The 11,732-nt window shown below is 60.8% G+C and carries 11 protein-coding genes; 5 read left to right on the top strand and 6 right to left on the bottom strand.

Annotated features, from left to right (window positions below; all coding sequences use genetic code 11):
- Positions 1 to 17: 17 nt before the first annotated feature.
- A complete protein-coding gene (locus tag IEY47_RS11060; RefSeq protein ID WP_188983282.1) occupies positions 18 to 1,199 on the bottom strand; it encodes an acyl-CoA dehydrogenase in 1,182 nt (393 codons plus the stop codon).
- Positions 1,200 to 1,402: 203 nt separating this feature from the next.
- On the opposite strand from IEY47_RS11060, the gene IEY47_RS11055 reads away from it, so the two are divergent.
- On the top strand, positions 1,403 to 2,326 hold the full coding sequence (locus tag IEY47_RS11055) for a LysR family transcriptional regulator (RefSeq protein ID WP_188983281.1): 924 nt from the start codon (positions 1,403 to 1,405) through the stop codon (positions 2,324 to 2,326).
- A 146-nt stretch (positions 2,327 to 2,472) separates the two neighbouring features.
- Here the strand turns inward: IEY47_RS11055 and IEY47_RS11050 are convergent, their stop codons facing one another.
- Genes IEY47_RS11050 through IEY47_RS11040 form a run of 3 tightly spaced genes read right to left on the bottom strand, consistent with a single transcriptional unit; the run spans position 2,473 to position 4,975 of the window.
- Positions 2,473 to 3,249 carry a MetQ/NlpA family ABC transporter substrate-binding protein gene (locus IEY47_RS11050; RefSeq protein WP_188983280.1) on the bottom strand — a complete coding sequence of 259 codons (777 nt, stop codon included), beginning with the start codon at positions 3,247 to 3,249 and terminating at the stop codon, positions 2,473 to 2,475.
- Positions 3,250 to 3,284: 35 nt separating this feature from the next.
- Positions 3,285 to 3,962, bottom strand: coding sequence for a methionine ABC transporter permease (locus IEY47_RS11045; RefSeq protein WP_188983279.1), 678 nt, complete (start codon positions 3,960 to 3,962; stop codon positions 3,285 to 3,287).
- Complete coding sequence (locus IEY47_RS11040; protein WP_188983278.1) at positions 3,962 to 4,975, bottom strand: methionine ABC transporter ATP-binding protein; 1,014 nt, start codon at positions 4,973 to 4,975, stop codon at positions 3,962 to 3,964. The genes IEY47_RS11045 and IEY47_RS11040 overlap by 1 nt, the downstream gene beginning before the upstream one ends.
- A gap of 374 nt (positions 4,976 to 5,349) precedes the next feature.
- Between IEY47_RS11040 and katE the strand changes: the two genes are divergently transcribed.
- Positions 5,350 to 7,488, top strand: coding sequence for a catalase HPII (katE, locus tag IEY47_RS11035; protein ID WP_188983277.1), 2,139 nt, complete (start codon positions 5,350 to 5,352; stop codon positions 7,486 to 7,488).
- Between the two features lie 213 nt (positions 7,489 to 7,701).
- Here the strand turns inward: katE and IEY47_RS11030 are convergent, their stop codons facing one another.
- On the bottom strand, positions 7,702 to 8,631 hold the full coding sequence (locus IEY47_RS11030; RefSeq protein ID WP_188983276.1) for a sigma 54-interacting transcriptional regulator: 930 nt from the start codon (positions 8,629 to 8,631) through the stop codon (positions 7,702 to 7,704).
- A gap of 13 nt (positions 8,632 to 8,644) precedes the next feature.
- Positions 8,645 to 9,220 (bottom strand): RBBP9/YdeN family alpha/beta hydrolase, encoded by a 576-nt coding sequence (locus IEY47_RS11025; RefSeq protein WP_188983275.1) that lies wholly within the window; start codon positions 9,218 to 9,220, stop codon positions 8,645 to 8,647.
- A 210-nt stretch (positions 9,221 to 9,430) separates the two neighbouring features.
- On the opposite strand from IEY47_RS11025, the gene oscA reads away from it, so the two are divergent.
- The 3 genes from oscA (at position 9,431) to cysT (ending at position 11,682) form a co-directional block, all read left to right on the top strand.
- Positions 9,431 to 9,607: a sulfur starvation response protein OscA gene (gene oscA, locus IEY47_RS11020; RefSeq protein ID WP_188983274.1), complete on the top strand. Its 177-nt coding sequence runs from the start codon at positions 9,431 to 9,433 to the stop codon at positions 9,605 to 9,607.
- A gap of 87 nt (positions 9,608 to 9,694) precedes the next feature.
- Positions 9,695 to 10,699: a sulfate ABC transporter substrate-binding protein gene (locus IEY47_RS11015; RefSeq protein WP_188983273.1), complete on the top strand. Its 1,005-nt coding sequence runs from the start codon at positions 9,695 to 9,697 to the stop codon at positions 10,697 to 10,699.
- A gap of 170 nt (positions 10,700 to 10,869) precedes the next feature.
- Positions 10,870 to 11,682, top strand: a complete 813-nt coding sequence (gene cysT / locus IEY47_RS11010; RefSeq protein WP_188983272.1) for a sulfate ABC transporter permease subunit CysT — start codon at positions 10,870 to 10,872, stop codon at positions 11,680 to 11,682.
- Positions 11,683 to 11,732: the final 50 nt, after the last annotated feature.

The raw sequence follows: 11,732 nt of genomic DNA, 5'->3' as shown, positions 1-11,732 counted from the left end.
CCTGCGATCGACGCCACTCAACAAAACGCCTGGATACCCGTCTGCGCCCGGCCCAGGATCAGTGCATGCACGTCGTGGGTGCCTTCGTAGGTGTTCACCACCTCCAGATTCACCAGATGCCGCGCGATGCCGAACTCGTCGCTGATGCCGTTGCCTCCAAGCATGTCGCGCGCCATCCGGGCGATATCCAGCGACTTGCCGCAGCTGTTGCGCTTCATGATCGAGGTGATTTCCACGGCAGCAGTACCTTCGTCCTTCATGCGGCCCAGGCGCAGGCAACCCTGCAGGCCAAGCGTGATTTCTGTCTGCATGTCGGCGAGTTTTTTCTGGATCAACTGGTTGGCGGCGAGCGGTCGGCCGAATTGCTGGCGGTCCAGCGTGTACTGCCGCGCCGTGTGCCAGCAGAATTCCGCCGCGCCAAGCGCCCCCCAGCTGATGCCGTAGCGCGCCGAATTCAGACAGGTGAACGGCCCTTTCAACCCGCGCACGTCGGGGAAGATGTTCTCGTCAGGCACGAACACGTTGTCCATCACGATCTCGCCGGTAATGGACGCCCGCAGACCCACCTTGCCGTGAATGGCGGGCGCCGACAGCCCTTGCCAGCCTTTTTCCAAGACGAACCCGCGGATATCACCCGCGTCGTCCTTGCCCCAGACGACGAACACGTCAGCGATCGGCGCGTTGGTGATCCACATCTTGCTACCGGTCAGGCGATAACCGCCGTCGACCTTTTTCGCCCGCGTGGCCATGGAGCCCGGGTCGGAGCCGTAATCCGGCTCGGTCAGTCCGAAACAGCCGATCCACTCGCCCGAGGCCAGCTTGGGCAGGTACTTCTGCTTCTGGGCCTCGGTGCCAAATTCGTTGATCGGCACCATGACCAGCGACGACTGCACGCTCATCATCGAACGATAGCCAGAGTCGATGCGCTCGACTTCACGGGCGATCAGCCCGTAGCAGACATAGTTGAGGCCGCTGCCACCGTAGGCCTCGGGGATCGTGGCACCGAGCAGCCCCGTTTCGCCCATCTCGCGAAAGATGGCAGGGTCCGTTTGCTCATGACGGAAGGCTTCCAGCACACGCGGCGCCAACTTGTCGGCCGCGAACGCCGCCGCGCTGTCGCGCACCATGCGCTCTTCTTCGGTCAGTTGCCCATCGAGCAACAGCGGGTCGATCCAGTTGAAGCTTGCCTTGGCGGCCATGGGAAGTCCTCGTACGAAAAAACGGGTGCACTCGCAAACGGCGATCTCGCAGGAACGGTGTGCGCTTGCGCGTCAGGTCTTCACCAGACTAGGCAGCGCTAGGCGGGGGCGCAAACGAGTATTCCGCAGCCTGTTGTGCAAAAACCTCACTTCGGAGTAGCGTCAGCGCAAAGAGCTATAAGAACTCAGTGAGGCAATCGCATATGCGCCGCAAGATCCCCAGCACCACGGCTCTGGTCGCCTTCGAAGCCTCCGCGCGGCATCAGAGTTTTACCCGCGCCGCCGGTGAACTGTCCTTGACCCAAGGGGCGGTCTGCCGCCAGATCGCCGGCCTGGAAGACTTCCTCGGCGTAGAACTGTTTCGCCGCTCGCGGCGTGGCGTCGTGCTCACCGAAGCCGGGCGCGCCTACGCCCGTAAGGTCGCCACGCAGCTGGATGCCGTGGAGCGCGACACGCTGGCTGTGATGGGCAATCAAGGTGCAATGAGCATCGAGCTCGCCGTGGTGCCTACGTTCGGCACTCAATGGTTGCTGCCGCGGCTACGAGACTTCCAGCGCGAGTACCCCGAGGTGACCGTGCACCTAACGGACCGTACCCGGCCGTTCCTCTTTGCTGATACGCACTTCGATGCAGCGATCTATCACGGCGACGGCGACTGGTCCGGCACCGAAGCGCACTTCCTCATGCACGAACACCTGATGCCCGTGTGCAGCCCCACGCTGCTTGGTAAGCAACCGGCCAACGCCGAACGTATCGCCGGATTGCCGCTGCTGCAGCAGACTACACGTCCGTACGCCTGGCGCCAGTGGTTCAATGCCCAGGGCCTCGATGTGACAGGCGACATGACCGGTCAGCGTCTGGAGTTGTTTTCCATGTTGGCGCAGGCCGCGTGCCTGGAGATGGGCGTAGCGCTGATTCCTCCATTCCTGATCCAACGTGAGCTGGCCGAAGGCAGACTCGTGATCGCCCTGGACCGGCCAACCCCGAGCGAACGCGCCTATTACCTGATGGTGCCGGAGCGCAAGATTGAATCCGCAGCGCTGAAGGCGTTTCGGGATTGGTTGGTGGCTGAGGCCCGCGCCTATCGTGAAGCCACGGGCGAGCAGGAAGCACCGCTTAGGCGCTGATCGCCACCAAGGTGGCTCCTACAGATCCAACGTTGTCCGTAGACCGGGTGATAACCCGGGAGCCGTGGGTATGCGAACAGCCACTGCTCGGCATTCTCCGCTCCATAAAAAAACGGCCCGAAGGCCGTTTTTTTATGTCATCAAGATTAGAAGGCAGGCACCACGGCGCCTTTGTACTTCTCCTGAATGAATTGCTTCACCTCGGCGCTGTGCAGGGCCTTGGCCAGCTTCTGCATGGCATCGCTGTCCTTGTTGTCCGGGCGGGCAACAATGAAGTTGACGTAAGGCGACTCGCTACCTTCGATCACCAGCGCATCTTCCGCAGGGTTGAGGCCGGCTTCCAGCGCGTAGTTGGTGTTGATCAGCGCCAGATCGACCTGGCCCAGTACGCGTGGCAGGGTCGCGGCTTCGAGTTCGCGGATGCGGATGTTCTTGGGGTTTTCGGCGATGTCGCGTGGCGTGGCGGTAATGCCGGCATCCGGCTTGAGCTTGATCACGCCCGCTTTTTCCAGCAGCAGCAACGCGCGCCCGCCGTTGGTGGCGTCGTTGGGAATTGCGACCTGCGCACCTTCCGACAGATCCGCAATGGCCTTGATCTTCTTCGAGTAGCCGCCGAACGGCTCGACGTGCACGCCAACCACGGTCACCAGATCCGTCTTGCGCGAACCGTTGAACTCATCGAGGTAAGGCTTGTGCTGGAAGAAGTTGGCGTCCAGCTTCTTCTGCGCGACTTGCAGGTTAGGCTGCACGTAATCGGTGAATACCCGCACGTTCAGTTCGACGCCTTCTTTGGCCAACATCGGCTTCACGAACTCGAGAATCTCCGCATGCGGGACCGGGGTGGCCGCAACGTCGAGTGTCTCGGCCGCCTGGGCGGTGGTGATTGCCGCGACGGCGGCAAAAGCGGCTAGCAGCTTTTTCATGAAGAACAGTCCCTTATTTGAAATGGATTGATGAGTCACTTGCGCGAGAAAAACACCACCAGCCGATCGCCGACGGTCTGCAGCACTTGCACCAGCACGATCAGCAACACGACCGTGATGAACATGACATCCGGTTGATACCGTTGATAACCATAGCGCACCGCCAGATCACCCAGGCCGCCACCGCCAATGAGGCCGGACATCGCGGTGTACGACACCAGCGTGATGGCAGTCACCGTGACCGCCGCGATCAGCCCCGGCAGCGCCTCGGGCAACAACGCACGGAAGATGATCTGCGACAGACTCGCCCCCATCGCCTGAGTCGCTTCGATGATGCCCCGCTCGACTTCCCGCAACGCCGTCTCCACAAGGCGCGCGAAGAACGGCGCGGCGCCCGCTACCAACGGCGGAATCGCACCCGCCACGCCCAATGACGTGCCGACCAGGGTCTCGGTCAGCGGAATCATCAGGATCAGCAGGATCACGAAGGGAATCGAACGCAGCACGTTCACGACGAACGACAGCACGCCGTAGAACGTCGGTTGCGCCAGCAGTTGGCGCGGCCCGGTCAGGAACAACACGATGCCCAGCGGCAGGCCGATCAATACGGTAAAGGGCATCGAGCCTGCGATCATCCACAGGGTGTCGAGGCTGCCTTGCCAGATTTCGTCCCAATACACGTTCGGGAAGAAGCGTGTCAGCAACGCATCCATCAGCGCAGTACCTCCACATGAACATCGGCCGCGTGGAACATCGCCAGGGCAGCCTCGACGTCGGTTTCAAGGCCCATCAGCGCAATCGTCAGCTGGCCGTACGGGTCATCCTTGATGCGGTCGATGCGCCCGGCCAGGATGCTATAGTCGATGCCCGTCTCGCGCGCGACCCGCCCGAGCAGCGGTGAATAGGTGGCTTCGCCGCGAAAGGTCAGCCGCAGGATGCGCCCTTCGACATGGGCGAAGTCATCGCGTTGCGACGCCTCGTCGATGTGCTCCGACTCCAGCACGAAGCGCTGCGTGGTCGCATGCTGCGGATGCAGAAAAACGTCCGCGACCGTGCCCTGCTCCACGATCTCGCCGGCATCCATGACGGCAACCCGGTCACAGACGCGCCGGATCACGTCCATCTCATGGGTGATGAGCACGATGGTCAGCTTCAACTCACGGTTGATCTCGGCCAGCAGCTGCAGCACCTGGCCCGTGGTTTGCGGGTCGAGCGCGCTGGTGGCCTCATCGCACAGCAGGATTTTCGGATCGGTCGCCAAGGCGCGGGCGATTCCGACTCGCTGCTTCTGACCACCGGACAGCTGTGCCGGGTACTTCATGGCGTGATCCGCCAGCCCGACACGCGCCAAAAGCTGCGCAACGCGCGCCGCAATCTGGGTTCGGGAAAGCGCACCCGCAAGCTCCATTGGCATCGCCACGTTGCCGGCAACCGTCTTCGAAGACAGCAGGTTGAAGTGCTGAAAGATCATACCGACATGTCGACGGTAGGCCCGCAGACCGCCCGAGGACAGCGCAGTCACATCCTCGCCGTCTACGACGATACGGCCTCCGGATGGGTTTTCCAGACGGTTGATCAGGCGTAAAAGCGTGCTCTTACCGGCACCGGAGTGGCCGATCAAACCGAAGATTTCGCCATTCTGAATGGATAGGTCGGTCGCCTTAAGGGCGGGGATCTCCCGACCAGCAGCGTTGTAGGTCTTGTGAACCTGATGAAACTCGATCACGAGATAAAAAGGGCTCTGTGGATAGGACTCGGCGGCAGGCCGGGGACGGGCATTCTAACGACTTTATAGACCGGTGCTTAGTGTTTGTTGTTCGCCTACCGCCCCCATTGGGAATAAGGCCGACGTGGCCAGCCACTTTTGCGGTTTCAACGAAATTGAGTAGGGCGGATGGAACCCGCCCTACAAAAGCCTTCACGCATTTCCCACGTTGATTTGACCGCCTTTCGATAGAGAACGTGACGCTTCTCGATAGCCTTTTCCAATAGCCCTTATGGAACGAACGGTTTCTCGCTCAAGTCCCCATACATAGACGTGCGCAGTGGATCGGACGCCGAAGCCGATCACGCCCCCCTTCGAAACCGAGGATTGACCTGATGACCGACAAGACTAATCCGGCCAAGAGCGAAATGGCCGGCACGGATACCCTGGACCGACAGAACGTTACCGCCAAGACGGAGCAACTCGAGCAGTACCGTACCGACGCGACTGGCCAGGCCCTGCGCACCAACCATGGCGTGAAGATCAGCGACAACCAGAACACCCTGAAAGCGGGTGCACGCGGCCCATCGCTTCTCGAAGACTTCATCATGCGCGAGAAAATCACGCATTTTGACCACGAGCGCATTCCCGAACGTATCGTCCATGCCCGCGGCGCCGGCGCATACGGCTACTTCCAACCCTACGAAGACTTCTCCAAGCTGACCAAGGCGTCGCTGTTCCGCGACCCATCGAAGAAGACGCCGGTGTTCGTGCGCTTCTCCACCGTCCAAGGCCCGCGCGGCTCCGGCGATACCGTGCGTGACGTTCGCGGCTTCGCGATCAAGTTTTATACCGACGAAGGCAATTGGGACATGGTCGGCAACAACATGCCGGTCTTCTTCATCCAGGACGCCGTGAAATTTCCCGACTTCGTGCATGCCGTGAAGCCCGAGCCGCACAACGAGATTCCCACCGGCGGCAGTGCCCACGATACGTTCTGGGATTTCGTCTCGCTGGTCCCAGAGTCCGCGCACATGGTGCTCTGGACCATGACCGACCGCGCCATTCCAGTGAATTTCCGCTCTATGCAAGGTTTCGGCATCCACACCTTCCGGTTCGTCAACGCCGAGGGCAAGGGTACGTTCGTCAAGATCCACCTCAAACCGGCCGGCGGCGTGCGTTCGCTCGTGTGGGACGAAGCACAGAAGCTTGCCGGTAAGGACACCGACGCCCACCGCCGTGACCTGTGGGAAGCCATCGAATCCGGCGACTACCCCGAGTGGGAATTCGGCGTGCAGATCATTCCCGAAGAGGACGAGCACAAGTTCGACTGGGATCTCTTGGACGCGACCAAGATCATCCCTGAAGAGCTGGTGCCCATTACGCCGCTCGGCAAGCTCGTGCTGGATCGCAACCCGGACAACTATTTCGCCGAGACCGAGCAGGTCGCCTTCTGCCCAGGCCACATCGTGCCGGGGATCGACTTCACCAATGACCCGCTGCTGCAAGGCCGCTTGTTTTCCTACACCGACACGCAGATCAGCCGCCTCGGTGGGCCGAACTTCCATGAGATCCCGGTCAACCGCCCGGTCGCGCCGAACCACAACGATCAGCGCGACGCCGCGCATCGCATGACGATCAATAAAGGGCGCGCGTCTTATGAGCCCAATTCCATCGACGGCGGCTGGCCGAAGGAAACGCCCTCGGCGCCCGTCGATGGTGGCTTCGAGACGTACCAGGAGCGCGTGGATGCGCACAAGGTCCGCGAGCGCAGCGAGTCGTTCGGCGACCACTTCTCTCAAGCCACGCTGTTCTACCGCTCACTGTCCGAAGCGGAGCAGCAGCACGTCATCGACGCGTACAGCTTCGAACTCGGCAAGGTGGATCGCCTATGGATTCGTGAGCGTCAGGTGAACGAAATCCTGGCGAACATCGATCTGGACCTGGCAGCGAAGGTCGCGGCCAACCTAGGTATCCCTGCGCCCGCTAAAGGCACGGTCGAGCCGCGCAAGATCTCCATCGACAAGTCGCCAGCGCTGAGCCAGGTGAACCTGCTGTCCGGCAACATCAAGGGGTTCAAGGTCGCGGTGCTCGTGGCCAACGGCTCGAAAGCCTCCGACGTGGACGACATCAAGGCTGCACTGAAGGCGGAAGGCGCCCACGTGAAAGTGCTCGGCCCTTCGTCCGCACCGGTGAAAAGCGCCGAAGGCGGTGAAATTCCGGTGGATGCGTCCGCCGATGGCATGCCGTCCGTCGCGTTCGATGCAGTGTTCGTTGCTGGAGGTGCCGAGGCGGCCAAAGCGTTTGCCATGAATGGCGCAGCCAAGCACTACCTCTATGAAGCCTACAAGCACCTCAAAGCCATTGCCCTGGCGGGCGAAGCGAAAGACTTGATCGCCAAGCTGGGACTAGACCCCGATGCAGGCCTGCTGGGCGGCGCGGACGCCAAAGCGTTGCAGAAGGACTTCTTCGCCGCGATGGCCGAACACCGCGTTTGGGCTCGTCTGCCGAAGATCACGTCAGTGCCGGCGTAATTGCGGTCAAGGGAAGGCCTGCGTAACGGGCCTTCCCTGTGCAATCCCAAAAACGCTGTCTTCAAACGCGGATCGTCCATGAGGCGGCTCTTACGCACAGGCGTCGAACCCTGTAGGAGAAACCGGCTGCGATCAGCGTGGGGACGATCGCTCTTTACCTCGCCGCTACATAACACGGTGTCCCCTACTGCGAGCGTCTCGCAGAACCTCACCCTAAGACTGCGTACCTTCGTCGAGCAGGTTTCGTAGGGTCATTCGCCATTCTCCGGCTGTAGTCGGGTGCGCGAGCAATTGTTTCAACTGTCGTTGAAGCGATAGTGATGTCACTTCAGGCGTGAGCTTAAGGTGGCGCGGCAGGATCTCGTCGCCGTCGCATACGAGCAGGGCGAAATGGATGCAATTTTCGAGTTCGCGTGTGTTTCCAGGCCAGGCATGCGACTCCAATAACGCCTGCGCTTCATGGCCAATATGCGGCACGGGCCAGTCCAGTCGTGCGCAATACAACCCGAGCAGATACTCGGCCAGCGGCAAGATGTCGGCGATACGTTCGCGGAGCGGCGGCAGCGGAAGACGCGCCTCGCCTAGGTAGTCCAGTAGGCGTTTGTCGAACTTCCCGGCTGCTACCGCCAGCGTGAGGTCGATGCTCGTGGCGGCGACCAGACGGACGTCTACCGGATGCGGATTGTGTGCCCCAACGCGTATGACCTCTCGGGTTTCCAACGCCTTAAGCAAACGGGCCTGCAAAGGCAGCGATAGATCCGCGATCTCGTCGAGATAAAGCGTGCCCCCGTTGGCGGAGCCAAACCATCCCGCACGGCTACTGGGCGCACCAGGCGAGGCGCCGGGCGCATGGCCGAACAACTCGGCCTCTGCGTGCTTTCGGCTAAGCATTGCGCAATTCACAGGCACGAACAGCCCTGGCCGGCCACTGCCCTGATGCAGCTGCCTCGCCAGCAACTCCTTGCCGGTTCCGGTTTCACCTTCGATCAGCACGGGTACAGGGAGCGGTGCCAGCGCTTCGAGCCAGTCACGCAGGGCACGTGAGGTTGGGTCGATGAATACCAGCGCTCGAGCACGGATGCTCAAGGGGCTGCGGTCGTGCTCGGCAAAACTGACGAGGGGAGGCGTTACAGATGCGTTCATAAGACCTGGCAGATCAGGCGCGGCGAAGCACGCGGCTTTCGATAAGTTGACGGAGGCGGGCAAGGTGAACGAACCCCTCGTCCCATTGCGTATGCCCGGACGCGACGTTCAAGTGGCCGACGCCTGACAGGATGCTGGCCTCGGCACCCCAACGTTTGCTGAGCGACAACGCGCGGTCTACGGTCGCTGCAGGATCGTTATCAGACCCCACGACCAGTGCCGGAAACGGAAGCGGTTTCGTAGGCAGCGGCGAAAAGGGTCTCAGTGCTTCGGGACAGCCCGGACGTTCAACATCCGCAGGGGCCACCAACAGCGCACCGAGCACCCGACGCTTGAGCAGCGCGGGCGCCTGGTGTGCCCAATGCGCGACTGTGATGCAGCCGAGACTGTGGGCAATGAGCACGACTGGACGCGTATCGCTCATCAGCGTGTGCTGCAGCGTCGCGACCCACAAGTCGCGGTCTGGGCGAAACCAATCGTCCTGCTCGACACGCAAAGTGTCAGGAAGCGTTCGTTGCCAGTGACTCTGCCAATGATCGTCAGGCGAGCCATGCCAGCCTGGAATGATGAGATGTCGAGTCGCTTGCATGAAGAAGCCCTCCGGAAATTCAGGGCAGTCTAGGCAAGGCGAATGCGCTAACGAAGGAATAAAAAGGAATTTGTTTATTCCTGACTAAAATAACAAAAAAGAATATAAAAATTCTAAAACGATATTTTTAAGAATAAAAACGCCCTTCTATATTTCGCTTCATACCGCGAAACACACGACGCCAAAGACAACCTATCAGGAGCAAATCGCATGAGCGCGAACATTCGCAGCCTCGATGGCCAGGACGAGGCGACTCTCCTACGCGAAATCAAGAACGCCCTGCGCGACCTGCGCTTTGGCTCGGTCGAGATCACCGTCCATAACGCACAAGTCGTGCAGATCGAGCGTAAGGAGAAATTCCGGCTACAGAGCCCGAACGGAAAGTAACCCCACCTCCGATACGCACCGCCCTGGCACACGCTAATACCTAGACCGACAGTTGCGTACCTATGACGTACGCAGAAGGAGCTGCACATGACCATTCGCCGTTTTGCCCTGGCCGCTCTGGCCAGCGCCTTTATCGCCTCGCCTGTCTTCGCCGCGACCGAGCTGCTCAACGTGTCCTACGATCCGACGCGCGAACTGTACGTGGAGTACAACAAGGCCTTCGCCCAGCATTGGAAAGCGGAAACCGGTGAAGACGTCACCATTCGCCAGTCCCACGGCGGTTCCGGCAAACAGGCGCGCTCCGTGATCGATGGTCTACAGGCGGACGTGGTCACGCTGGCCCTGTCCGGCGACATCGACGCACTGAACCTGAACCAGCAGCTGATCGACCCCAAGTGGCAGGCACGCCTGCCGGACAACAGCACACCGTACACGTCCACCATTGTTTTCCTCGTTCGCAAGGGCAACCCGAAGAACATCAAGGACTGGGATGATCTGGTGAAGGATGGTGTTGAAGTCATCACGCCAAACCCGAAAACCTCCGGCGGCGCCCGCTGGAACTTCCTGGCGGCCTGGGCCTACGCCCGCAAGCACCAGGGCGGTGAAGACAAGGCGCTCGAGTTCGTGACCGAGCTCTACCGTCATGCGCCGGTTCTCGACACTGGCGCGCGTGGCGCGACCATCAGCTTCGTGCAACGCGGGCTGGGCGATGTCCTGCTGGCTTGGGAAAACGAAGCCTATCTGTCGCTGGCCGAGGAAGGCGGTGACCAGTTGGAGATCGTCACTCCTTCCTTGTCGATCCTCGCCGAACCGCCGGTAGCCGTCGTCGACAAGAACGTCGAGCGCAAGGGCTCGCAGAAGGTTGCCGAAGCCTATCTGCAATACCTGTACAGCGAAGAAGGCCAGCGTATCGCGGCGAAGAACTTCTACCGCCCACGCAACGAGAAGGTGGCGACCGAGTTCAAGGACCAGTTCAAGAACCTGGACCTCGTGACCATCGACAAGGACTTCGGCGGCTGGAAGGAAGCCCAGCCCAAGTTCTTCGACGATGGCGGCGTCTTCGACGGCATCTTCGAGAAAATAAACCAGTAGCCCCTCTGAACACCGTTCGGAAAACGTAGCGAGCGAAGGTCAGCCAAGGCGAGCGCCACCAGAGAAAGCGGAGTTTACGAACAGTAAATAAGCATTTCACTGGTGGCGCTCAACGCCGGATTACCGAGCGCAGTAGTTTTCCTTTTCGTGGACCTTGACCAAGGACATTTATGTCTCGTCGCACTTCCCCGGTCATACCCGGCTTCGGGCTGACCCTGGGCTACACCATCACCTACCTGGCGCTGATCGTTCTGATCCCTCTCGCCGGCATGCTGATCTATTCCATGCAACTGTCGGCCGCACAGTGGTGGGGCCTGATCACCAGCCGTCAGGTGCTGTTTTCCCTCCAGCTTTCGTTTGGCGCTGCCCTGTTCGCGGCGCTACTCAACGGCATACTCGGCACTGTTCTCGCCTGGGTATTGGTGCGCTACGAGTTTCCGGGCAAGCGCATCATCGACGCGATGGTCGACATGCCGTTCGCCCTGCCGACGGCCGTCGCCGGTATCGCGCTCACTGCGCTCTACGCACCGAACGGCCTGATCGGCTCGTTGTTCCCATTCAAGATCGCCTACACCCCGCTGGGGATCGCGCTGGCACTGGTCTTCGTGACGCTGCCGTTCGTGGTGCGCACCCTGCAGCCGGTGCTGGCGGACATCCCGAAGGAAGTAGAGGAAGCCGCCACCTGTCTTGGCGCACGGCCGTGGCAGGTGTTCCGCTACCTCCTGCTGCCGACCCTGCTACCGGCATGGATCACGGGTTTTGCCCTGGCCTTCGCACGCGGCGTCGGTGAGTACGGATCGGTGGTGTTCATCGCCGGCAATATCCCATTCAAGACGGAGATCCTGCCGCTACTGATCGTCTCCAAACTGGACCAGTACGATTACGCAGGGGCCACGGGCATTGGCGTCATCATGCTCGCGGTCTCGTTCATTCTGCTGCTGCTGATCAACCTGCTGCAGCGCCGTTTTCAGCCGAAAATTTAGAGAGCTTACAAAACAAGCGAGCGAAGGCCAGACAAGGCGAAATTGGCTGA

It is taken from the genome of Pseudomonas matsuisoli (assembly GCF_014647635.1).
Taxonomy (GTDB): domain Bacteria; phylum Pseudomonadota; class Gammaproteobacteria; order Pseudomonadales; family Pseudomonadaceae; genus Pseudomonas_P; species Pseudomonas_P matsuisoli.
Note: the sequence above shows the minus strand (reverse complement) of the source record. Positions and strands in the feature narration are given on the sequence as shown.